17 protein-coding genes and 3 tRNA genes are annotated in these 22,956 nt (G+C 42.1%); 8 read left to right on the top strand and 12 right to left on the bottom strand.

Annotated features, from left to right (window positions below; genetic code table 11):
• Positions 1-74: 74 nt before the first annotated feature.
• Positions 75-410, bottom strand: a complete 336-nt coding sequence (locus BLS28_RS19185; protein WP_091171261.1) for a hypothetical protein — start codon at positions 408-410, stop codon at positions 75-77.
• 162 nt (positions 411-572) lie between these two features.
• On the opposite strand from BLS28_RS19185, the gene BLS28_RS30570 reads away from it, so the two are divergent.
• Together BLS28_RS30570 and BLS28_RS19180 are read left to right on the top strand one after the other, a co-directional pair.
• A complete protein-coding gene (locus BLS28_RS30570) occupies positions 573-728 on the top strand; it encodes a lmo0937 family membrane protein (RefSeq protein ID WP_112652139.1) in 156 nt (51 codons plus the stop codon).
• 134 nt (positions 729-862) lie between these two features.
• Positions 863-1,183, top strand: coding sequence for a hypothetical protein (locus BLS28_RS19180; RefSeq protein ID WP_091171258.1), 321 nt, complete (start codon positions 863-865; stop codon positions 1,181-1,183).
• Here the strand turns inward: BLS28_RS19180 and BLS28_RS19175 are convergent, their stop codons facing one another.
• A complete protein-coding gene (locus BLS28_RS19175; RefSeq protein ID WP_091171254.1) occupies positions 1,184-1,870 on the bottom strand; it encodes a DUF2461 domain-containing protein in 687 nt (228 codons plus the stop codon).
• Positions 1,871-2,062: 192 nt separating this feature from the next.
• On the opposite strand from BLS28_RS19175, the gene BLS28_RS19170 reads away from it, so the two are divergent.
• Complete coding sequence (locus tag BLS28_RS19170) at positions 2,063-2,854, top strand: NIPSNAP family protein (RefSeq protein WP_091171251.1); 792 nt, start codon at positions 2,063-2,065, stop codon at positions 2,852-2,854.
• 610 nt (positions 2,855-3,464) lie between these two features.
• Here the strand turns inward: BLS28_RS19170 and BLS28_RS19165 are convergent.
• The 3 genes from BLS28_RS19165 to BLS28_RS19155 all read right to left on the bottom strand — a co-directional run bounded on the left by BLS28_RS19165 (position 3,465) and on the right by BLS28_RS19155 (position 3,704).
• Positions 3,465-3,538 (bottom strand) — tRNA-Cys (locus BLS28_RS19165).
• 6 nt (positions 3,539-3,544) lie between these two features.
• Positions 3,545-3,616: transfer RNA gene (locus BLS28_RS19160), tRNA-Ile, on the bottom strand.
• Between the two features lie 14 nt (positions 3,617-3,630).
• Positions 3,631-3,704, bottom strand: a tRNA-Pro gene (locus tag BLS28_RS19155).
• A gap of 422 nt (positions 3,705-4,126) precedes the next feature.
• Here BLS28_RS19155 and BLS28_RS19150 point away from each other — a divergent pair.
• The 3 genes from BLS28_RS19150 (at position 4,127) to BLS28_RS19140 (ending at position 8,430) form a co-directional block, all read left to right on the top strand.
• The gene (locus BLS28_RS19150) at positions 4,127-5,698 is read left to right on the top strand and encodes a TROVE domain-containing protein (RefSeq protein WP_091171247.1); all 1,572 of its coding nucleotides are present in this window, start codon (positions 4,127-4,129) and stop codon (positions 5,696-5,698) included.
• Positions 5,699-6,601: 903 nt separating this feature from the next.
• The gene (locus BLS28_RS19145; protein WP_091171243.1) at positions 6,602-7,357 is read left to right on the top strand and encodes a nucleotidyltransferase domain-containing protein; all 756 of its coding nucleotides are present in this window, start codon (positions 6,602-6,604) and stop codon (positions 7,355-7,357) included.
• Positions 7,354-8,430: a DNA polymerase beta superfamily protein gene (locus BLS28_RS19140; RefSeq protein ID WP_091171239.1), complete on the top strand. Its 1,077-nt coding sequence runs from the start codon at positions 7,354-7,356 to the stop codon at positions 8,428-8,430. Before BLS28_RS19145 ends, BLS28_RS19140 begins: the two co-directional genes overlap by 4 nt.
• 229 nt (positions 8,431-8,659) lie before the next feature.
• Here the strand turns inward: BLS28_RS19140 and BLS28_RS19135 are convergent, their stop codons facing one another.
• From BLS28_RS19135 to BLS28_RS19125, 3 genes are all read right to left on the bottom strand, one after another.
• Positions 8,660-10,948 carry a GH92 family glycosyl hydrolase gene (locus BLS28_RS19135; protein ID WP_091171236.1) on the bottom strand — a complete coding sequence of 763 codons (2,289 nt, stop codon included), beginning with the start codon at positions 10,946-10,948 and terminating at the stop codon, positions 8,660-8,662.
• 164 nt (positions 10,949-11,112) lie between these two features.
• The gene (locus BLS28_RS19130) at positions 11,113-11,784 is read right to left on the bottom strand and encodes a basic secretory protein-like protein (RefSeq protein ID WP_091171233.1); all 672 of its coding nucleotides are present in this window, start codon (positions 11,782-11,784) and stop codon (positions 11,113-11,115) included.
• Positions 11,785-12,126: 342 nt separating this feature from the next.
• A complete protein-coding gene (locus BLS28_RS19125) occupies positions 12,127-13,158 on the bottom strand; it encodes a LacI family DNA-binding transcriptional regulator (protein WP_218134478.1) in 1,032 nt (343 codons plus the stop codon).
• 399 nt (positions 13,159-13,557) lie between these two features.
• Here BLS28_RS19125 and BLS28_RS19120 point away from each other — a divergent pair, with 399 nt between their 5' ends.
• Positions 13,558-14,886, top strand: a complete 1,329-nt coding sequence (locus BLS28_RS19120; RefSeq protein ID WP_091171226.1) for an APC family permease — start codon at positions 13,558-13,560, stop codon at positions 14,884-14,886.
• A gap of 2 nt (positions 14,887-14,888) precedes the next feature.
• On the top strand, positions 14,889-16,046 hold the full coding sequence (locus tag BLS28_RS19115) for a trans-sulfuration enzyme family protein (RefSeq protein WP_091171223.1): 1,158 nt from the start codon (positions 14,889-14,891) through the stop codon (positions 16,044-16,046).
• A 67-nt stretch (positions 16,047-16,113) separates the two neighbouring features.
• On the opposite strand, the gene BLS28_RS19110 is transcribed toward BLS28_RS19115, so the two are convergent.
• From BLS28_RS19110 to BLS28_RS19095, 4 genes are all read right to left on the bottom strand, one after another.
• Positions 16,114-18,063 carry a sigma 54-interacting transcriptional regulator gene (locus tag BLS28_RS19110; RefSeq protein WP_091171222.1) on the bottom strand — a complete coding sequence of 650 codons (1,950 nt, stop codon included), beginning with the start codon at positions 18,061-18,063 and terminating at the stop codon, positions 16,114-16,116.
• A 3-nt stretch (positions 18,064-18,066) separates the two neighbouring features.
• The gene (locus BLS28_RS19105) at positions 18,067-20,379 is read right to left on the bottom strand and encodes a sensor histidine kinase (protein WP_091171219.1); all 2,313 of its coding nucleotides are present in this window, start codon (positions 20,377-20,379) and stop codon (positions 18,067-18,069) included.
• Between the two features lie 289 nt (positions 20,380-20,668).
• A complete protein-coding gene (locus BLS28_RS19100) occupies positions 20,669-21,997 on the bottom strand; it encodes an ATP-binding protein (RefSeq protein WP_091171216.1) in 1,329 nt (442 codons plus the stop codon).
• A 1-nt stretch (position 21,998) separates the two neighbouring features.
• Complete coding sequence (locus BLS28_RS19095; RefSeq protein WP_091171211.1) at positions 21,999-22,952, bottom strand: eCIS core domain-containing protein; 954 nt, start codon at positions 22,950-22,952, stop codon at positions 21,999-22,001.
• Positions 22,953-22,956 lie beyond the last annotated feature (4 nt).

Genomic DNA, 22,956 nt, shown 5'->3' with positions numbered 1-22,956 from the left:
GCTATTTCCCACAAAACGCGAATGCGCCAAATATTTTTTTGCGCCTTCGCGTTTTTTGCGTGCTTATACACAATTTAAATAATCCACATTTGCGGCGTATTCCTGAAATGATTGATCTCCTCAATCACATCGAGTACTTCATCGGGCGATAGTTCATTTTCGCCGTCTGCAACATAACTAAACACTTTTCCCGGCTGCTCAAAAGCGATATAACCCAGGTAATCGGGGTTGTTTTTTTTTTTTGCCTGTAAAAGCTTATCAGGCTGGTTAAGCTTGGCTACAGTTGATTTATCGCGGCGATAAATACTATAAGTATAGGTTAGCACCGGGTGACCGTCTGCATGGGCATCACTGTCCGGTACTATAAGAAGAGTTAAATTTTTAGCTATAGTAATAAAGAATGGTTTCATATGTAGCATTAAGTGTAGCATCAAGATATAGCAAGAGGGATGCCACAATCATTATTTCGATAAAATTAATTTACTTTCAGTATAAATAATATTTTTCAATAGAGATTGAATTATGGCACGATTTTTAAAGTGTTACATATAACAAACTAAATACATCAAACTATGAGATCATTATTGTATATCATCGCAGTTATCCTGATAATAGGATGGGCGATCAGTGTGTTTGCCTATTCGGCAACAGGTTTAATCCATGCATTATTGGTAATTGCCGTAATTTCATTTTTACTTGGCATTATCAGAAGCCCTTCAACAGTTTAAAAACTATTTTTCTATAAGAAAACAATAAACGCGGGCCGCAAGTCCGCGTTTATTTTATTGTTTTGAGATTTAAGCTAAAAATGTCACACAAACTTCCATAACGTTTGTTTAGTGTTACTATAAGCTTTACGACGATGACATTAAGCGACGAAGAATTCAGGGAAGAATATAAACCACTGCACATCCCTTCACATTTTGATCCACAGGATACCCAGCAAAATAAAGCCATATACGCGCTGGCACAAATTGGCGAAGGAACAGCAGACAGTGTACTGAAAGAGCTGGAAACCCTGCAGCCCGGCATTATGAACGAACAGGTTACCGCGCTGGTTAAAACCACTCTTGTCAGCCTTTACAATAAAGGTCTTATTAAGGGCGAAGAACATAACGGGCAGATGCATTACAACCTCAGCAAGATCACCGAGGCTAATGACGGCTCAACGAGGCACGAATAGTTAATCTTCCTCGCCATTTACATTTGCAGTGAGCACATCGCTCATATAATCAAAAAAGGGGCGCATATTTTTAAAAGTATCAGAAGCTTTTATGATGAAATCCGGGCGTAAAGCCTCCTCATCGGTAAAGCGTCGTCTTACTAAAAACTGTTTATAACGCAGCAGCTCAATAGCTTCATGATCTGCAGCATAACCTTTGGGTGCGGTTTTCAGCTGTTCGCCTTCTAAAACGCCAAAAGTTTTTGTAAACTCCTTACTGCCGATGATTTGCTTCAACGGCGAGGCATCAAAAGCGATATCATCGCGGATCCGCTTAAGATCGGGTGCATCCGGGGCCCAAAAGCCACCTGCTATAAATGTATTGCCAGGTTCCAGGTGAAAATAATAACCGCCGCGGCGGTGCTTTCCCGCCCGTTTAAAATTCCCGCTCCAGTTAGTTTTAAAAGGCGTTTTATCTTTTGAAAAACGGATATCGCGGTAGATGCGGTGCAGGGCCTTTTTTGCGCTGGGCGTTTCGATAACGTCATGCGTATTGAGCAGGTTCAATAACCCGGCCGTAAAAACCTCCACCAGTTCAAGCTGCTGTTGATATGCCTCTTTATATTGAGCAAACCAGTCGCGGTTATTGTTCTGTTTCAGTTGCCTCATAAAATCAAAGGTGGAGGCGGGTAGTATTAGCTGGCTCATAATTAAAAATAATCTGCAAAAAGCAGGAAAGCCAAATTAGAGAAATTTGCAGGCTGTCCAAAATTGATTCCGTCTGCACTGTTTAATAATACATTCGGATGATGCTTAAGCAACCGGATTTCCCCTCAAAACAAAAATGTGACACTTGTTTTTTGCCGAAAAACCTATCTTAGCCAAACAATCAAACCTGCTATGAAAAGGCGCTCCTTTGTTAAATCAACCCTGTTAACCGGTGTTACCGCAACTATTTTACCTGCCATGAGCAAAGCTACAGAAACTTCTCCCAAAGCTGCCGAATACTATGAGCTAAGGGTATACAACCTGAAAAATTCGGAACAGCAAAAACTGGTAGAGGATTTCCTGAAAGATACTGCTATACCGGCCTTCAACCGGTTAGGTGTAAAACATGTAGGGGTATTTACCGAAATGAAGCCCGAAGGCCAAACCAGGCTTTTTGTGCTGGTGCAGTTTAACAGTCTTGCCCATTTCGCAACAGTGACCGATAGTTTCGCCGGCGATGCAGAACTGCAGGCCAAAGGCGCTGCTTACCTTAATGCCCCGGCCGCTGCACCTGCTTATGAACGGATAGAAAGCTCTTTGTTAAAAGCATTTGTACACATGCCGCACCTGGAAGCACCTGAAAATAAAACCAGGATCTTTGAGTTGAGGCAGTATCAAAGCGCAACTGAAGCCGCAGGTAAAAAGAAGATTGAAATGTTTAATGATGAAGGCGAAATAGACGTATTTAAACGCCTCGGTTTCAAACCTGTTTTTTGGGGCGAAACCGTAATAGGTTCACAAAGGCCTAATCTTACCTATATGATCACCTTTGATGACCTTGATGCCAAGAATGCTCACTGGAAAGCTTTTGGTAGTGATCCGCAATGGAAAAAGATCAGCGCCGTACCGGAATATGCCGATGCCCTGCTGGTGAGCAAAATAACATCAACTATGCTGATGCCAACAACTTACTCACAGATTTAATTTTTTACAGACTTACGAAGTTTTGGAAACTTCGTAAGTCTTGCTTATCAACGGTCTTTTCGAATTTCATCATACAGCTTATTTTTCCTAAATTTGATTAGCCACGATATGGAGAAAAACAGGCAAACACTCAGCGAAGCTGAGATTGAACTTCTGAAAGAAGGCTTGAAACGAGGTTATAAAGAGCGTTTTCAAATGGCCACCCGTTTGTACAAGATATAACAAACCATGAGCAAGGCTTCGATAGTAAATAAACCATATATCAGCAAATAATCTGTGGATGTATTTGACGAGGAAATATTAAGCCTTTCCAAAACCCATATTCCCCCTTAATTCCCCTACTGCCTGTTTCAACATTTGTTTTAAATAAATACTGCCTTAGTTAGAGCCAAAAGACCCCTGGTTTTGAGAGGGGCCAAACGGAGCGCAATTTTTTCTGAGACTCATGACCTTTTATCAATCATTATAAAAAAAAACAAAAATACTCGATAAAATATCATTAAAAATACTATTAAATAAATAAAAACAATAACTACCCATACCCGACTCTGCGCCGGGATTATGAAAGTTAAGGCCCGGCGTAATGCCATTACGCAGGCAAAAATAAAAGAGGCCGGTACAAGATTCGAACTTGCGAACATTCCTTTTGCAGAGGACTCCCTTGAACCACTCGGGCAACCGGCCATGTTGTGGAAATAAAAGGACTTGAACCTTTAACCGACACCGTATAAGGGTGCTGCTCTTACCATTGAGCTATATTTCTAGCTGTAAATCAGTAGGGTAACCCGGACTTGAACCGGGAGCCTCCACATCCCAAATGTGGTAATCTGACCAATTGATATACTACCCTGTAAAGCAAAAAATCCCCTTAGTTTTTATCTAAGAGGATTTTTCAATGTTGTTATATACTTACTATATATACACAGCTATCTCCTCTGATAAATCAGTATGGGTGATGGACACTGTATACATATTGTTGTTTTCATGATGCAATTATACAAACAATATTTAAATTAAAAAATAATTATGAAAAATATTTTTTTTCAATTGAATTTGAACCTTGATTCGTAGGATTAAAGGAATACTTGAGTTAGAACTCCAAAGTAACATTTAAGCTTCCGAATTTCTATAAATCATTAAAGCATCAAGTCCATCTTTTAATCCTACGAATCAAAGTTCTGAAAAAAAATAAAAATATTTTTCACTGCGCAAATACACTGCGCAGTAGCCTCCAACCTTTGTATCAACAAAACGAAATAAAGGAGGTTCAAAATGAAATTCAACCTGTTAAGCAGAGTAAAAACCAAAACGGTAAATCATGAAGGCGCAAAAGCTTTTATCATGAGCGCCGAAATGGAATTGTACACCACGGTAGTTACCTGGAGCTTAAACGACACCTTTTATGAAAAAGACCAGGCACGCGTGGAGCGCCTGCGTAATTTGATAGCTAAATGCAACCCGGTATTTGTTGGTAAACTGGCAGTTTATGCACGTACCAAAATGTATATGCGTTCGGTGCCGCTGGTGCTGGTTACCGAATTGGCTAAGCTGCACTCGGGCAACGATCTGGTTGCCCGGGTTACCGACGGGGTTATCGGCCGTGCCGATGAGATCACCGAGTTATTGGCTTGCTATGAAACGTTAAACCAGCGCAAGGGCACTAAAAAGCTCAACCGCTTATCAAAGCAAATGCAAAAAGGTTTATCGCAGGCGTTTAACCGCTTTGACGAATACCAGTTTGCTAAATATAACCGCGATGGCGCCATAAAAATGCGTGATGCTTTGTTCCTGGTACACCCACGTGCCAAAGATGATTTGCAGCAGCTGATCTTTAACAAGATAGCCACAAACGAACTGCAAACACCTTACACCTGGGAAACAGAACTCTCGGCCCTTGGGCAACTGAATTTTGATAGCGCCGAAGCCAAAGCAATAGCGTTCCGTGCCAAATGGGAAGAACTAATTGACAGCGGTAAAGTTGGTTATATGGCCTTGTTGCGTAACCTGCGCAACATACAGGATGCAGGCGTAAGCTATGCCCACTTTAAAAAAGTGTGCGCAACCATTGCCGACGGCGAACAGGTGGCTAAAGCCAAACAGTTTCCATTCCGCTACCTGGCTGCTTACCGTGAGCTGATAACGCCAACCTCGGCGGTGCAAAACATTGCAAGGGCAGCCAAAGCAGCCATAACCGGCAACAAAGGCTACACCGGAGAACTGATGGATGCATTGGAAAAAGCGGTACAAGCAAGCGCAGCCAATATCAGGGGTTTTGACGAAAATACCCGTGTATTGCTGGCCTGCGACGTATCCGGATCAATGCAGAAACCTATATCGGCAAAGTCAAAAGTGCTGTTGTATGATATTGGTTTAATGCTGGCCATGCTGCTGCAATCGCGCTGTAAAAATGTGGAGGTAGGTATGTTTGGCGACCGCTGGAAAACCATTACAGTACCACGCGGTAACATTTTGGGCAACGTGCAGGAGTTTTATCGCCGCGAAGGTGAAGTGGGTTACTCAACCAATGGCTACCTCGTTATTCATGACCTGAGTACCCGCCGTTTGCAAATGGATAAGGTAATGTTATTTACCGATTGCCAGTTATGGAACAGTAATGGCGGCAGCAATCACATACAGGAGCAGTGGGTTTATTACAAACAACACATTGCTCCAAAGGCAAAACTGTACCTGTTTGACCTGGCGGGCTATGGACAGGCACCTTTGCAGTTACTTCAAAACGACGTGTATTTAATTGCAGGTTGGAGCGATAAAGTTTTTGATGTGTTAGCAGCAATTGAAAACGGACGCTCGGCACTGAACATTATTAACAATATAGATTTATAAAAACGTGCAGGGAAGCTAACAGCCCTGCACTTAAAGAAATAAAGATGCCGTAGGCAAGAGTTACTTCGCAGCCAATAATGGGGAGGGCATTGTGGCGAAAGCCATGATGGAGGTTCGAGTCCTCGCTTGCAAGCCCCCAAGTCTCTTGCCGCCTTTGCTCTTTATAAAAGAAGGTGTCGTTTATAAGTGTTACTTCGATTTCCAAAACTGAGACGTCGGTTCGAGTCCGGCCCCGCAAGGGTAGTTGAGATGGTTAAAACGCAGAGTAAGCAAGCACTTATCGCCTATTACCCTTCTTTTAAAAAATTGAAAATAAAATAAGGTGCCGTAAACAAGTACTACTTCGATTTGGGACGTTAGGGTCGCCGGTTCGAACCCGGCCCGCTGGTAACCGCGGTAGCTCAGTTGGTTAGAGCATAATGCAGAAGATTTGTTGACCATTGCCCTTATTTTCAAAATGAACAATAGGTTAAAGTGCCGTAAACAAGTATTACTTCGCTTTTTTAACCCCAGGGTCGCCGGTAAAAATCCGGCCTTTAGCCCCGCAAGCTAAGGTAGCTCAGACAGTTTGGAGCATGGGACGACTGAACCACTTGTTAGCCATTGCCTTTGGCCTGTTGTTCATAAATTTCTTTTACCTAAACCCGCTGCAATCAGGAATAAAGATGCCGTTGGTAAGCGTTACTTCGCCTTTCAAGCCAAGCGCTACCATTCATCGCTCTTTATTCCCTGATTTTAAACAAAGAAACTTCACCCTTCGGGGGTAAGTAATGAAAGATGCCGTAAGTGGGTGCTACTTCGATGGTTGAAAACATGTAGCAATACATGAGTGCCGGTTCGAATCCGGAATACACCTGCTACCTGTAGCTCTTTCATTTTTTTCAACTTTTAATATTAAAAACAATGACTGATACTATACAACAAAAACTGCTTGAATTAGAGCAAACTGAAAACATAAAAATACTTTACGCCTGCGAATCGGGAAGCCGGGCCTGGGGCTTTGCCTCGCCCGATAGTGATTTTGATGTGCGTTTTATATACGCCCGTCCTGTAAATTATTACCTCGGCATAACAGATATGCCCGATTTTGTAGATCTGCCGATAAATGATGTATTGGATATACGAGGCTGGGATATACGCAAGGCGCTGAAGCTATTCCTGAAATCAAACATATCATTGTTTGAATGGATACAATCGCCCATAGTTTACCGGGAAGGCAGTGATTTTACCGCTGACATAAGAAGCATAATGCCGGAATATTTTTCGCCAAGGGCATCAGCTAATCACTATTCATCATTGGTTTTTAACACCGTACGAGATGATTTGCAGGGAAGCGAAGTTAAACTGAAACGCTATTTTTATGCACTAAGATCAACACTGGCCTGTCTTTGGATAGCGGACCGCAAAACAGTGCCGCCAATGGAGTTTAGTAAATTGAGACGTTTGATAAGCGACACGCATTTTCAGGATACCTTAGACGACCTACTTGTTCAAAAGCAAACGGCCGATGAAAAAACGTTGATACAACCGGTGCCGCTAATACAAACCTGGCTGCAGGATACGCTGACTTATTGCCAGCAGCAGATACCGCTGCATCCTTCAAAAAGGAAACAGCCGGACGAATTGAACCAATTGTTCAGAAAATACATACTATTATGACTTTTGATCATCTGCAACAAAACCCGCAACTGCTCCTGCTTGATTGTATCAGCGGGAGCACTGCTTATAATCTTAACGTTAAGGGATCTGACACGGATAGGAAGGGCATCTTCATCATGCCTCAAAAACAGCTTTATGGCTTTACCCAAACCGATCAGGTTGCCAACAATACAAACGATGAGGTTTATTTTGAGATCGGTCGTTTTATGGAATTGCTTACCAAAAACAACCCCAACATACTGGAGTTGTTAAGCACGCCCAGCCAATTTGTATTGTACCGCCACCCGTTGATGGATTTAATAAAACCGGAAGATTTCTTGTCGAAACTTTGCCTGGATACCTTTGCCGGATATGCGCACTCGCAAATAAAAAAGGCCCGCGGTTTAAACAAAAAAATCAACAAGTCAATAGACGAAACCTGTAAGACAGTACTGGATTTTTGCTATGTGATCCATGATAATGGCAGTATTACACTAAAGGAATGGCTTCAGGTAAACAACTTTGAGCAGCAGCAATGCGGCCTGGTAAACCTGGACCATTTCAGGGATGTATACCTGCTTTATCACCAAAAACAATTGAAGGCAGGCTACTTCAGGGGAATAATATCTGGTGCCGACGCTGATGATGTACAACTGAGCCCGGTACCCGAAGGAGTAGAACATCTGGCGGTGATGAACTTTAATAAAGATGGCTATTCGGTATACTGTAAAGAGTATAAGGAGTACCGCGAATGGGAAGCAAAAAGAAATGAGGCGCGCTATCAAAGCACGTTATCGCACGGCAAAAGCTACGATGCCAAAAACATGATGCACACTTTTCGCCTGCTCAATATGGCCGGAGAAATAGCACAATACGGCCATGTAATCGTAAACCGGCCCGATAGGGATTTCCTGCTAAAAATCCGCAACGGCGAGTTTGAATTTGATAAACTGATGAATATGGTTAACGAAAAAATGGAGCAAATCAATGAACTATATCGAACCTCTGCCCTGCCCAACAAACCGGACCTGCAAAAGGCTGAAGTTATCTTATTGCAAATAAGAACCGAATTTTATGAAAACAGCCAACTATAGCCCACTGCCATATTATACTTAAAAGCTGTTTAAAACACGAAACAATCCGGTTTGCAAAGCCGCTTTGTGGAGTTTGGCATTGCTTCGTGCCCAGCAATAACGTTTCCTTGACATGTTGCAATCGTGAGCTATCCTCCAATAAAGTCAAACACAAAAGGGCCTTCCAATACGGAAAGCCCTTTTTTAACTCCGAAATCGAAAACCCGAAATCCGAAATCAAAACCAATCTCTATTTATGCTTCGAGCTCATATAAAAAGTTATCTCACCGCCATTCATGATCTCATCATGGCTGATGAACAACTTATCAAGCGGTTTGCCATTAAGTACCATCTTTTGCACATAAACATTTCTGGCGCTTTGATTTTTCACGTTGATAGTAAACTTTTTACCGTTATCCAAATTAATAACCGCATGATCAACAGCCGGACTGCCGGTTGAATATTGATCTGAACCCGGCGCTACCGGGTAAAAACCAAGCGAAGTAAATATGTACCATGCACTCATCTGGCCGGTATCGTCGTTGCCACCTAAACCATCAGGAGTTGGTTTGTACATCATTGGTAAAATCATGCGTACGCGTTCCTGCGTTTTCCATGGTTTATCTGTCCAATTGTACAGGTAGGCTACGTGGTGCGACGGCTCGTTGCCGTGCACGTAGTTACCGATAATGCCGTCGCGGGTAATATCTTCTGTTTCGGCAAAATATTTATCAGGCAGGTTCATGGTAAACAATGAATCCAGGTAACGTACAAAGCGCTTATCGCCCCCCATCAGTTTGATCAGGCTTTCGGGATCCTGCGGAGCGAACAGAGTATAGTTCCAGCTGTTACCTTCAATAAAACCTTCGTTAATGGTGCTCAACGGGTCAAACTTAGTCCTGAATGAACCATTGGCCAGTTTTGGGCGCATGAAACCTATTGAGGCGTCATAAACGTTTTTATAGTTTTCTGAGCGCTTGATAAACTCTTCGTAGATATCGTTTCTGTTTAGTTTTTTTGCGAGCTGAGCAATGGCCCAGTCGTCAAAAGCATACTCCAGGGTTGAAGAGACCGATACACCACTTTTTTCATCAGGGATAAAACCTTTATCCATGTACTCGCCAATGCCTTCATAATCGCGGTGACGGGCTGTGGCAACGCAGGCATCAAGTGCTTTATTAGCATCAAAATTCACATTACCTTTTATTACAGCATCGGCAATTACGGTAACACTGTGGTAACCACTCATACACCAGTTTTCGTTACCGGAATTTGACCAAACCGGCAGCATATGCTCCGGGCTTTGATCAAAATGAGCCAGCATCGATTGGATCATATCTGCGTTACGTTTCGGCTCAATAATGTTAAACAGCGGGTGTAGCGCCCTGTAGGTATCCCAAAGCGAAAATGTAGTATAGTTAGTAAAACCATCTGCCTTGTGTACATTTTGATCAAGCCCCTTATACTGTCCGTCAGCATCCATATACAAAGTTGGGTTGATCATGGTATGGTACATAGAAGTATAGAAGTTCAGTTTGGTTTCTTTACTTCCGGCTATCTCAATTTTATGCAGTTCCTGTTCCCAAAGTTGCTGACCATCGCTTTTCACCTTATCAAAGTCCCAGCCCGGTGCTTCGGTGCGCATGTTATTCAGCGCGCCGTCCATACTTACAGGAGATATGGCAAACTTAATTTTGATCTTCTCCCCTTCTTCTGTTTTAAAGTCAAAGTAGCTGCGGATCTGTCTGCCTGCAATTTCAGGGAAGTTTTTGGTTTGATTGAATTTACCCCAGAAACCACCGTACACCTCACGCTTGTCATATTTTTTATACCCATGCTGATAAAATGGTTTTGAAAATGCCATCGCGAAATATAAAGTACGTGTGCGGGCCCAGCCATTGGTTTGGCGGTAGCCTACAACTGTTGAATCGTTAACTACTTTAAGGTAAGTCCACACGTTTTTATCGGGATAGTTATAGATCCCCGCCATGAGGTCGAGTATAATGTGCGACTGATCCGACTTAGGGAAGGTGTACTGATGAAAACCAACCCTTGCAGTGGTGGTTAGCTCGGCTGTGATGTTATTATCATCCAATTTCACCTTGTAATAATTGGCACCGCTAACCTCATTCTGATGCGAAAATGCCGAACGGTAGCCGCTGCCTGGTTTATCGGCCACACCTGGATTGAGTTTTAAAGCCCCAACGGTTGGCATAATTAAAAAGTCGCCCAAATCTGAGTGACCGGTACCGCTGAAGTGGGTATGACTAAAGCCTACTATCGTTTTATCGTCATACTGATATCCTGCACAATATTTGTATACATCCGGATTGTAATGACCGTCCTTTTCATAGCTGGCAGTGTCTGTTTCGGGGCTTAGTTGCACCATACCAAAAGGTACCGTTGCTCCCGGATAGGTATGCCCCATACGTTGTGTGCCTATAATAGGGTTAACATAATCAACCAGCTTTTCTGTTTTGGTTTGAGCCTGGCTATAAACGGCCGTACCTATTAATAATGCTGTAAGTAATCTTCTCATTGTAATCTTTAAGTATATTCATTGTTTCCTCTCATATACGAGGAAACTCTGCGTCGTGACCGCTGGCCTTGTAATCTTTTTTTAACAAAGCAACTAATTTATGTAAAGCAGCCCGCTAAATATGGGAGTACGTGGTATTTGTTACAGATACCTGTAAAAACGGTTTAAACCGCGGGATTTAAAGCATAAGCGGCCCACAATTCATCCACTGTTTTTCCTGTTAGATTTTTCCAACTCTCGTTGGTGAAAGTATGCTCACGCAGTTGCTTATCAAGTATTTTTACCAGATCGGGCTTTGCGTTTTTTTCTGCCCATACCAAAAAGCGTGCAGTTACGCGATATGCATTATCATAGTTTTGGGTTGATTTAAATGCTGGCAATGCCCATTTGGCCCCGGCGTTGTCTACTCCAAATTTAAACCTGGCATAATCAGCAATCCCTTCGGTTAACCATCCGGGGCCATCGCTGTTGCCATAAGCCTGTACAATGTGCATTACTTCGTGAGTAACCACGTCAATATCGCCGGGATGTTTGGTCATGTATTTCGCGCTGAATACTACGGTATCATTTCCGGTAGCAGCTACGCCGTCATAAGCAGTGTCGATAACAAACGTTACTTTTTTAGATGTTTTTTTGTTGTACTCCTTCGAAAGTTTTGGATACACTTCAAAAAAGGTTTTGATCAGCCTGTCTTTCAAATCTGTGCTAAATGCAGCATCCTTACTGATAAAAGTTACCTGGTAGCCTTTTTGTTTAAAAACTTCCTGCGCATTGGCATTCAAACCCATGAACAAGCCCGAAATTAAGAATAGTGAGAAAATAAATATTTTTTTCATGAATAGTTTTGGTTTTTACGATTGATAATAATTAAACCATCCAAATATAGATAAAACGTTTTATCATTAAAACATATTACTCTGTAATATTATTAATAGTTCCCTTTCAATTTATTCAAAAACAAACGCCTGTTGCTCTTCAAACAACAGGCGTTTTATTAATTAAACAATATTATCGAAAAAGAACTATGAAGCAGTTGAACTATGGTGGAGTTAGCCCCCCAACTACCTCAACCGGTTCTAACTAACCAGGTGAGCAGCATCAATGTTCAAAGCTAATTAAATAAAACGTTTTACCAAATGATTTCTAAGGAAATTAGTGGACCCAATACTAAACTATTGTCACGCTGTAGCCTTCGACAGGGTTGATCCCCGCTCAATCAGTTTCGACGGGATCTTCAGATCAATTTTTGAAGCATCAAGTTTGTGTGTGTTGATTTGCGCCATTAAAATATCAATTGCCGATTTTGCAATGTCGTAAGTAGGTTGTTGTATGGTAGTAATACCCGGCGGGTATAGACTAAACACTTCATTATCATCAAAACTTATCACGGCCAAATCATCCGGGATACTAAGCTTAAGATCTTTGATGGCCTGCAAACCCATGGTACCCAAATAATTGGTGGTAAAGAAAACAGCATCCATTTGTTTTTGCTTTACAATAAATGCTTTAACAGCCTCAACCCCTTCATTCTTGTCCATATCAAAGGGAACCTTTAAAAACATCTTACTGCTATCTTTCAGGTTATTATCTTTTAAAGCAGCTTTATAGCCCAGGCTCCGGTCGTTTAGCTGGATCAGCCCGAGGTCGGCAGTTACCATCCCGATATTTTTATATCCCGATCGTACAAAACAATCAACCGCGTTATAAGCGCTTGCATAATTATCAACCAGCACGTGAGGGATGCTTGTCCCGGGGAAATATCCGTCAATGAGCACTACAGGCTTTTCATTATCAACCAGGTTCTGGATATCTTTTTCCAGCCCTTTCATCGGGGTAATAATATAACCATCAACCAGTTGCTGGCTCAGCATCCTGATCATGTCCTTGCCTTTTTGCAGGTTATTATTGGTGCTGCAATAAATAATACGATAGCCGTCTTTTTCAGCCTCCTCTTCAATTACCTTTGCCATCTCTCCAAAAAACGGCCCGCCAATGCTCTCCACTATCAGTCCGATAACTTTTGAAACACCCGTACGCAAACCAACCGCCATACGATTAGGTTCATAACCATTTTTTTGGGCCACATCCAATATCTTCTTACTGATCTCTTTGCTAATACGGCCCTTGCCATTTAAAACAAATGAAACAGTAGTTATTGATGTATCGGTAAGTTTGGCTATATCCTTAATGGATATTTTTTTTTTCATCATCGTTTTTTAAATTCAGGTTTAAGGTTTAGTATGCCCGACATCTTAAAGTCTTATCAATTTTTATGTTAAACCGGCAATTCGTCAAACAGGTATCTCTGTCAAAATTCAACTTTTTGCTTTTTTTCAATCAAACCCGGCAAGTTAATTTTGCTAATTGCCAATATTTTAACCTTATAATATAAACATTTAAAACCGGCCTGGTAAATATAGCGTATGGCTTCCATTTTCGACCTTTTCAACAACAATTTATTGCAATACAGTTATAAACTTTCATTAAGATCATTAAAAAATTAAAATAGAAGACCTGTGTATAAAAGCTTTCATCGTATCAATTGCTAACAAATTAATGCTAAATTTAGATTTTGTGTTTTCCCTGATTAATTGGTATTTTAAAACTTCATGAGTATAACCCCGAAACTCAACCGCTTTGATCTTTCAATGATTGTTGTGAGCCTGGTAATAGGCATGGGCATTTTTGCAGCACCGGCAGAAGTAGCAAAAAACTCAAGCACACCTCTTTTGTATTTCGGAGCCTGGCTGCTTGGGGGAGCAGTAAGCCTGTGTGGGGCGCTCACCTTTGCCGAAATTGGCGCCCGCTACCCCACCACCGGTGGCTTTTACAAGGTTTTTTCGTACTGCTTTCACCCGGCTTTTGCCTTTATGATCAATTGGGTGCTGGTAATAAGCAACGCGGCCTCCGTTGCTGCCGTAGCGCTTATAGGGGCGGAATACATTAACCCCATTATTATGCCACAAAGCCTGCAAAACGATGCGGGCATCAAAATCATGACTATAACTTCCGTAGTTGTTTTATATATTATAAACTACCTGGGCATTAAAATGAGTGCACGCACACAAAATGTGCTTACCCTTTTTAAAATAGGCATGATCCTGATTTTGTGTGCGGCAGTATTTAAAGGTAACATCAATACTACCAAAGAAGTTATCGCATATCATAATAATAACAATATAAGCGCGTTCGGAATAAGTTTGGTAGCTGTATTTTTTACCTATGGCGGTTACCAGCAAACTATAAATTTTGGAGGCGATATTATAAACCCGAAGATCAATATCCCCAAGGCTATATTTTTTGGAATAGCTACAGTGATATCATTATACATGCTTATCAACTTTGCATATTACTCAGTTTTAGGCATTAGCGGCCTTCAGCATAAAACAACGCTTGCGGCAACACTTGCAGGGGTTTTATTTGGTGCAGCCGGCTATAAAATAGTATCGCTGCTTATGTTTGTTTCGGTACTGGCTTTCGTTAACGTTAATATTATGGCCAATCCGCGTGTTTATTATGCCATGGCCGAAGATGGTATATTACCTGCCCGCTTTAAACGTGTAAACAGCCAAACCCAGGTACAGGAGTTTGGATTGAGCTTTTTTGTTGGTGCGGTGCTCATTATCCTGTTTTTTGCCAATTCGTTTCAAACCATATTAAATTATGTAATGTTTTTTGATACCATTGGCCTTTCAACTGCAGCTATAACCATCTTCATTTTGCGGCGTAAAACCAAACAGCTCAATAATACCGGCATCTATATCATGAAGTGGTACCCTGTTATACCTGTCATATTTATTACCACTTATTGGTTTGTTACTATCAGCATTTTTATTGAAAATCCGCAGGCTGCTTTAATATGCATCTGTGCTTTTATTGCCGGCCTTATTATTTACTATATCACAAAACGAAGCCAAAAACCTAACACTATACTTTAATTATGGATTTGTCATTTATTTTAAATGAGCTTGGGGAGGAAAGAGAGAACTACTTTAACGCCATTTCGCCGCCGATTATGCAATCAAGCAACTTCTCTTTTAAAGACGTTGAGGCACTTAGGGGGGCAATGAATGATGAATTTGAAAGCAGCCTGTACTCAAGAGGGCAAAACCCCACACTCACTATACTCAGGAAAAAACTTGCCGCGTTAGATGGCGCGGAAGACGCCCTGCTGTTCAGCAGCGGTATCAGTGCTATAAGTGTCCCAATTTTATCGCTGTTAAAATCAGGTGATCATATTATAGCCGTGGATAACCTGTACAGTTGGACAATTAAATTATTTAAAGACTTTTTACCCAAATTTGGCATTACAACCACATTTATTGACGGAACAGTTTTTGAAAATTTTGGACAAGCCGCAACTCCGCAAACACGCCTAATTTACCTCGAAAGCCCTAACACATTTTGCTATGAGCTGCAGGACATCAGGAAAGTGACCGATTTTGCGAAATCAAGAGGTATCATAACCATGATTGATAACAGCTATTGCAGCCCCCTTTACCAGCAACCAATATCTATGGGGGTTGACCTTGTGGCGCAATCAGCTACCAAATATATTGGCGGCCATTCGGATGTTGTGGCAGGTGTGCTTACCGGCAGCAAAGCTGTGCTTAAAAAAATCTTTGATCACGAGTTCATGAATACCGGCCCGGCGCTGTCGCCCCACTCGGCATGGCTGCTTTTGCGGGGATTAAGAACGCTCCCCCTGCGGCTGCAACGCAGTTTTGAAAGTACCAGGATCATTACAGAATGGCTTGCCTCTCATCCGGCTGTACAGGATGTGATCTGGCCTTTTAGTCCCAAATTCAATCAGGCCGATTTAGTTAGCCAACAAATGCAGGGCTGCGGAGGTTTATTTAGCCTCATATTAAAACACAGTTCATTTAGTAAAATTGAAAGGTTTTGCAACAGCCTGAAACATATTTTACTTGCAGTGTCGTGGGGAGGCCATGAAAGTCTTGTTGTGCCGGCCATTGCCTCTTTTAGCGAGGATGAATATTCGGCGGATAACGACCATCATCAATTAATCCGGATGTATATTGGTTTGGAAGATCCTCAATATTTGATAGCGGATATTAAACAGGCTTTAGAAAAGTAAGCAGTCCCGGCCCCGCGCCGGGATTTATTGTTTGGTTTGGAAATAAATACTGTTTAATTTCAAACATTCATTCCCATTTTTTTATGCCCAGCTTTTGCATTTTTGAATGCAGCGTTGATGGCGGCAAACCTAATTTCGAAGCTGCCCCATCCTTACCGCTTATTTTGCCATTGCAACGTTTCAGTACATCTAAAATATGGTCGCGGGCGTGTTCATCAATGGTTTTTAATCTATCAGTCGGCATTTCGGCATAAACAGGGCTTTCTTTTTTTCCCTGCAGCTTGGGCAGGTAAGCGTCTTTTATTACCGGGCCATCCGTTAACAGGATACTACGTTCAATAAAATGTTCCAGCTCGCGCACGTTGCCCGGCCATTGGTATTCAAGCAGTTGGGCCATTACGTTTGCTGAGATCCCCGTTACCGCTTTACCGATCTTTTGCGCGTAACGTGCCAGAAAATGATTAGCCAATACCGGGATATCATCTTTACGTTCTCTTAAAGGTGGAATTATGATCGGGAACACAAACAGCCTGTAATATAAATCGAGCCGAAAGCGGCCTTCTTCAACTTCTTTTTCAAGGTTGCGGTTCGTAGCCGCAACTATGCGTACGTTGATCTTCACCGGGCCCCTGCCGCCAATGCGTTCAATCTCCTGCTCCTGTAAAACACGTAATAGCTTAACCTGCAATTCGGCCGGCATTTCACCTATCTCATCCAGGAAAATAGTACCGCCATCGGCCAGCTCAAACTTACCGGTACGCTTTTCAACAGCTCCGGTAAAAGCACCTTTTTCGTGTCCGAACAATTCGGACTCAATCAGGGTCGCCGGCATGGAGGCACAGTTTACCACTACCAAAGGCTTGTTTTTACGAGGCGACAGATAGTGGATACTCTTAGCTATCTGCTCCTTACCTGTACCGCTTTCGCCTAAAACTAATACCGATGTATCAAGCGGAGCTACTATGCCAATGTGGTCAAGTACGGTGAGCATTTGATGGCTTTTACCGATAATATCTTTAAAACCTGCAGCTTTGCTTTTCTCACTCAATTGATTTTGGCCTAATTTATCAACCCTCGTTAGTGACGGCTCAGGCACATCAAATGGGATGATCTCCTCCACCGTGCTCAGCAGTAATCTGTGCAGTCGATCTAACAAGATCAAATGATCATGGGTATAACAGTCGGTTTTGCGGCTGTAAAACGAAAAATGAATAACATCCCCTCCTGACGAAAGCAAAGGCAATCCTAAAAACGATTGCATATTAAAAAACTGTGCAATAAGCTTTTTAACGGGAAACTGCGGCCAAATCTTAACAAAATTAGCAGCATTATAAAAATCAGCCTTGGTTATCCGCGGACTGTCTTCCTGCATCTGGCTCAATTGTGCCTTGTTTGTTTTTGTGATGTTTACCAATTCATCCTTGCCAATAACCTGGTATTCATCAAACCCTGTGCGTAAAAATGAGAGGGCGTTATCAGGAAAACCCGTATCATTTTTCATAGTAACGGTCAAATAATCAAACGGTACATGCGGCTGGATGCTCATTGCTATTTTCAACAGCTTCTGTTTCCAGTTTATCGGTTCGGCAACAATATTTTTAAACACCTGCTCCAGGGCCTGCTCCTGGCGCAATTTTGATTCGATACTGTTTTGATGTCGGTAAAAAGCAACATCCAGGGTTATAAGTAGTTCCTTTTCGCGGAATGGCTTTACCAAAAAACCATAGGGCTGCGTAGCCTTTGCCCGTTCCAGGATACTTTCCTGAAAATTAGCCGACAGGTATACAAATGCTATATTTTTTGAAGTGAGCACTTTGGCAAGGTCGATACCGTTCAGGCTACCCTTTAAAAATATATCAAGTAATACCATTTCCGGTTTTTGCTCCTCAATGATCTCCAAGGCTTCGGGTACAGAATCGGCAATGCCACAAACTTTATAACCGGCACGGGTTAATATTAATTTCAGATCATACGCCACCAGCGACTCATCCTCAACTATTAATATCTTTTTGTTCATATTTTAATTAGCTGCAAAAGTTTTTCGTTCAATATTATTTAACATCTCCTCGGCCCTGAATTCCACGGTGATTATAGCGCCGCCGTAATTTTCTATTTTAAAATAACCGCCCAGTTGTTTACTTAATGCTTTCATCATTTCCATCCCTAATGAGCTTGCTTTTTGGATGTCAAAATCAACAGGCAAGCCTATTCCATTATCGGCTATGGTGAGTATAATGGTTTCCTCGGCCAGTTGTAAGGCCACTTTAATTTCGCCCCGCTGCGCAGGGAAGGCATATTTTATGGCGTTTGTAATGGCCTCGTTTAGTATCAGGCCTACGGGTACGGCCTGGGCAACGTCAAGCTTAACGGACTGTATCATTTGCTCAAAACGAATTCCCCTGCCGCCAGGATCATAACAATCGGCCAGGTAATTAATCAGCTCATTAATATAAACCGACATATCGATATAAGCCACATCCGAATTACTATACAGCTTTTGATGAATAAGCGCTATAGCCTGTACCCGGTTTTGACTTTCCCGGATTGCGGCAAGTGCCGCGTTGTTCTTCAAAAATGCCGATTGCGTATTAAGCAGGCTCATTACAATTTGCAGGTTGTTTTTTACCCGGTGATGCACTTCTTTTAACAGCCAGTCCTTTTCATCTAACAGGCCATCCTTTTCGTTAAGCAGGATTTGTAACGATAGGTTCTGATTATTAATTTCCGTTTGTTTTAACTGTAATTGCTGATTGCTCCTTTGCTTGTGCCGGTAACCGTTAAATGCCAAACCTGCTATAATGATAAGCATGGCCACACCGCCAAAAGTAATGTTACGCTGCATGTTTACCTTTTGCAGTTCGGCTTTTTGATTCTTACTTTGTTCCTGTAAAAACCTTATCGACTGCTTGTTTTCATTAGTCCTATATCTGATATCAAGCTCCTCTATCTGCTTGTTTTTGATGGCATTAAACAACGAGTCATCAAGGCGTTTATGGATCTCGAAATGTTTTATTGCAGCTACATAGTTGCCCGATGCAGAATCGACCCGAAACTGCATGCGATGGATCTTGGTGAGTGTGATAGGCCTGATGGTATTAGATGGCAGCGACAAGATCTGTTTTGTATAAATGCCTGCCTTTTTATACTGTTGAATAAGCAGGTAAAAGCCGGCCATGGTTTCGTTGTAATGAATAAAATCAGTAACCATTTGCTCGTTGGTGGTATAAAAGTCTTTACTAAAGTTAGTAACCTTATATACTTCCATCATTTTCAGATAGTATTGCTCGGCTTCCGGGTAATCTTTCAGGGCAACGTAGATATTGCCAAATGCCTCATACATATCAACCTTTTGCGCCAAGATCTTTGGTGGTACATCTTTTACCGCCTGTTTCAAGTATGCCAGTGCTTCTTTAGGCCTTTTAGCTGTTATGAAATCATAAATAATGAGGCTCAGGTACCCATAAAAATCCTCGTATTGTTTTCTATGCTTTAATATCTCGGCCGATTTAAGGATGTAAATAAGGCTTTGGTCGTACTTATCCAGGTCGGCATACACCAATGCAAGTTTGGCGTAATAAAAATCGGCCAAAGCCGTATCAGCCGTGGCGTTTATACTTTTTATTACCTCGTGGCGATATAAAAGCTCGTTATGCAAATCAACCTTTTGTTTGCTTAGCTCGGCAAGGGAATGATAAGTATAGTGGAGCTTTTTATAGCCAATTGCTTTGTATTGGGCCAGTACCTGGCGCAGTTCGGTTTCGGCCAGATCAAGTTTCTTTTGGCTAAGATGGATGTCGGCTATGTTCTTGTTCATATCAGTCTCATCCAGTTTATGGCCCGTTTGCTGAAATAAGGCCCGGGCCTGCTCATAACTATTTATTTTATCAGGAATGGCAACTGTATTGTCTATCGATATATTATCGCCTAAGCGGGCCAGGGTTTTACCTTCCTGGTACTGATCATCTGTTTTATGGTAATAACCAACCACTTCCATAAAAACAGCTTTACCCTGCTTCAGGTTGTACTGCTTGAGATACGCTGCCCCTTTAAGCATCATAGCTTCGTTAAGCCACTTTGCCGAATGGATGGCAACACTCATTTGTATGGCTTTATTAAAAGCGTTGATGCCGCTATCCAGCACCTCTTTGTGGTCGCCTTGCTTGTTTAGATAATAGCTGCCTAATTGTATTTGTAGTTTAATTGTATTGGTGTCGGCTTTGTTTTTTTGGTTATCGAGGTTTAGTTTAATGGTAGCAATGTCCATCTTTTTTTGCCCGGATACGCTTGGGGCAAAAATTAAAACAATAAAACATGTCGCTATATATTTAAACATACACTTAGTATTTTATTGCCCCAGAGATAATTACCGACAAAACCATAACGAAATCATCTCCTGTGAAAGTCACGGAATAGTGATAGGCGATGATTTGCTAAATTTATTCAATTTTATGCAAACGGCATCAATAAGCAGAAAGCTAAATTTTCTTTATTGCTGAAATAACCAGGATCCGGACCGGCATAAAAATCCCGAACGCTGCTGAACCGGTCAATGTACAGATCATGGATTCCATTGTACAGATTATAGATCGACGGAAAATTTCGGATTTATATCCCGGAGGTTCCTACCAAACCCGGTTCTCTTTAGTATACTCTCTTTCAATACCTTCCAATATTAGTTCAGAGGTTATGCGGCTTTCCTTGCGGGCCAGCATTTGCAGGCAGGCAAATTGTACTACATTCAAGATCCCGGAACCACTGAGCTCATATTTACGCGAGATCTGCTCAAGGTTAATGTGCCCGTTGAGGTTGGCTTTAGGCGGAAATGATTTTTGCCAGATAGTATAGCGTTCATCGGCATTAGGCAGCGGGAAGTTAATAACCGACTGAAACCGGCGCATAAAGGCCTCATCAATGTTATTTTTAAAATTGGTTGCAAGTATCACCAGGCCATTGTGCTGCTCCACACGCTGCAGCAGGTACGATGCTTCCTGGTTAGCATATTTATCGTGCGCATCTTTAACGTTAGTCCGTTTGCCAAAAAGCGCATCGGCTTCGTCAAAAAACAGGATCCAGTTTTTATTATCGGCCTTTTCAAATAGCTTGGAGAGATTCTTTTCTGTTTCGCCTATAAACTTGGATACGATCATTGACAGATCGATCCTGAAAACAGGTTTGCCGGTGTATTTACCAAGCAGAGATGCAGTGAGCGTTTTGCCGGTTCCCGGCGGGCCGTGAAATAATGCCCGATAGCCTGGTTTCAGTTTCCGCTCCATACCCCAATCGGTCATTAATACCTGCTGGTAGTTCACCCAGTTTTCCAGCTCAGCAATTTGCCTGCGGGTGTTATCATTGAGTACAAGGTCATCCCAGTTATAGGTAGTTTCCAGGTGTTGTGCCGGAAAGTTCATACTTAGTTTGGGAATAGATTCGGTACCACTGATCAAAAGTTCAACATATTCGGGTTGTAACAATAACCTGCCGGATAAGGCAGGCTCACCTTCGGGCACATCCTCCAGGTATAAAATGTGCTGCTTCGTCAAATTACTATGATGATGAAAAAGATCAGCTATCTCCAGCCGCTTTTCCAGATCATCGCCAGCCAAAACAAAAACCGCTGTTTGACCGGTTGGCAAAAAGCTGCGTCCGTTACGGCTCCTAACTCCACCAATCTGCTGAAAATCACCCGATTCACACATGTAAGGCTGAATAATTTCATCAAAAAACTCAACCTGTAAATGAGGTACCAGGGCCATCATTAGTATAATAACCTCATTGCTGTTCAAGCCATGATCATCAATTAATTTTTCGAGCACACTACCATTTCGCTCTAACTGGGGCAGCAGCGGAGGCAAATAAGTTGCGTCGTTACCAAATACAGTTTGCAACCTGGCTTCAACACAACCGGCTGTATACTGCATCAGCGCTTTTAATTGCTTAATATTAGTATCCATTTTATTTACGCGGACCGTTTTGCTGTACAACATGGGTTAACTCGTGCGCCAGCAGGTTCATACCGGCGGTGCTTTCAGGGTCAAACTTGGCTGCGTTAAAATAAATATCGTTACCATGCGTAAACGCCTGTGCTTTTGAAAGGTTGCAAAGCTCAACAGCCTGCTGCCCGGTGTGGATTTTCACCTGTTCAAAATTGGCGTTCATCTGATGCTCCAATTGCGTACGTACTTTGGCAGGTAAGGGACTGCCTCCACCTTTACTTTCGTTCAGCAACCTGTCAAACTTTGCTTCCGGGGGTTCGGGCCTGCCTTCGGTTTTTTCTACACCGCCGCCTTTTTCTTCCTTTTTTTGTGCAGCAGCCTTATCGTCTTTTTCGTCGCCTTTTTCTTTTTTCTGAGGCTTGCCTTCGTCCTTTTTATCTTCTTCGCCTTTTTTTTGCGGCTCCTTGTCTTTCTTATCTTCTTCCTTCTTTTGTGGTTCTTTATCCTTCTTCTCTTCCTCTTTTTTCTGAACGCCTTCCTTATCCTTTTTATCCTCTTCTTTCTTTTGGGGCTCTTTATCTTTTTTATCCTCCTCTTTCTTCTGAGTTGGTTTCTCTTCTTCTTTCTTTTCGTCTTTTTTCTGCGGCTTGCCTTCCTCCTTCTCGTCCTTTTGTTCTTTTTTCTGAGTCGATTTCGCATCCTTTTCCTCATCCGCTCCCTTTTTCTGAACGCTCATTTGTCCCATTCGCTGCGATGAATTAGCAGTTGCCTGCTGTGACATGGTTACCTTATGTGCTACTGCATCGGCCTCCTGCTCGAGGGCGCTATCCTGGTTGCCATCAATTTTCCTGGCCTGGAAAAAAGCATCTCCATCCTGCTTGCTTTTTTCGCGGCTGCCATTAAAAAAGGGCTTATCTGCTTTATCAGCCTGTTTCTGACTAAGCGGCTGGCGTGTATTATGGATGTATTTCATAGGA

This window comes from Mucilaginibacter gossypii, assembly GCF_900100945.1.
In the GTDB taxonomy this organism is placed as follows: domain Bacteria; phylum Bacteroidota; class Bacteroidia; order Sphingobacteriales; family Sphingobacteriaceae; genus Mucilaginibacter; species Mucilaginibacter gossypii.
Note: the sequence above shows the minus strand (reverse complement) of the source record. Positions and strands in the feature narration are given on the sequence as shown.

Excerpts from the sequence above, each read along its gene's own strand:
- BLS28_RS19185 (WP_091171261.1), bottom strand. The coding sequence starts at position 410 with ATGAAACCATTCTTTATTACTATAGCTAAAAATTTAACTCTTCTTATA.
- BLS28_RS30570 (WP_112652139.1), top strand. The coding sequence starts at position 573 with ATGAGATCATTATTGTATATCATCGCAGTTATCCTGATAATAGGATGG.
- BLS28_RS19180 (WP_091171258.1), top strand. The coding sequence starts at position 863 with ATGACATTAAGCGACGAAGAATTCAGGGAAGAATATAAACCACTGCAC.
- BLS28_RS19175 (WP_091171254.1), bottom strand. The coding sequence starts at position 1,870 with ATGAGCCAGCTAATACTACCCGCCTCCACCTTTGATTTTATGAGGCAA.
- BLS28_RS19170 (WP_091171251.1), top strand. The coding sequence starts at position 2,063 with ATGAAAAGGCGCTCCTTTGTTAAATCAACCCTGTTAACCGGTGTTACC.
- BLS28_RS19150 (WP_091171247.1), top strand. The coding sequence starts at position 4,127 with ATGAAATTCAACCTGTTAAGCAGAGTAAAAACCAAAACGGTAAATCAT.
- BLS28_RS19145 (WP_091171243.1), top strand. The coding sequence starts at position 6,602 with ATGACTGATACTATACAACAAAAACTGCTTGAATTAGAGCAAACTGAA.
- BLS28_RS19140 (WP_091171239.1), top strand. The coding sequence starts at position 7,354 with ATGACTTTTGATCATCTGCAACAAAACCCGCAACTGCTCCTGCTTGAT.
- BLS28_RS19135 (WP_091171236.1), bottom strand. The coding sequence starts at position 10,948 with ATGAGAAGATTACTTACAGCATTATTAATAGGTACGGCCGTTTATAGC.
- BLS28_RS19130 (WP_091171233.1), bottom strand. The coding sequence starts at position 11,784 with ATGAAAAAAATATTTATTTTCTCACTATTCTTAATTTCGGGCTTGTTC.
- BLS28_RS19125 (WP_218134478.1), bottom strand. The coding sequence starts at position 13,158 with ATGATGAAAAAAAAAATATCCATTAAGGATATAGCCAAACTTACCGAT.
- BLS28_RS19120 (WP_091171226.1), top strand. The coding sequence starts at position 13,558 with ATGAGTATAACCCCGAAACTCAACCGCTTTGATCTTTCAATGATTGTT.
- BLS28_RS19115 (WP_091171223.1), top strand. The coding sequence starts at position 14,889 with ATGGATTTGTCATTTATTTTAAATGAGCTTGGGGAGGAAAGAGAGAAC.
- BLS28_RS19110 (WP_091171222.1), bottom strand. The coding sequence starts at position 18,063 with ATGAACAAAAAGATATTAATAGTTGAGGATGAGTCGCTGGTGGCGTAT.
- BLS28_RS19105 (WP_091171219.1), bottom strand. The coding sequence starts at position 20,379 with ATGTTTAAATATATAGCGACATGTTTTATTGTTTTAATTTTTGCCCCA.
- BLS28_RS19100 (WP_091171216.1), bottom strand. The coding sequence starts at position 21,997 with ATGGATACTAATATTAAGCAATTAAAAGCGCTGATGCAGTATACAGCC.
- BLS28_RS19095 (WP_091171211.1), bottom strand. The coding sequence starts at position 22,952 with ATGAAATACATCCATAATACACGCCAGCCGCTTAGTCAGAAACAGGCT.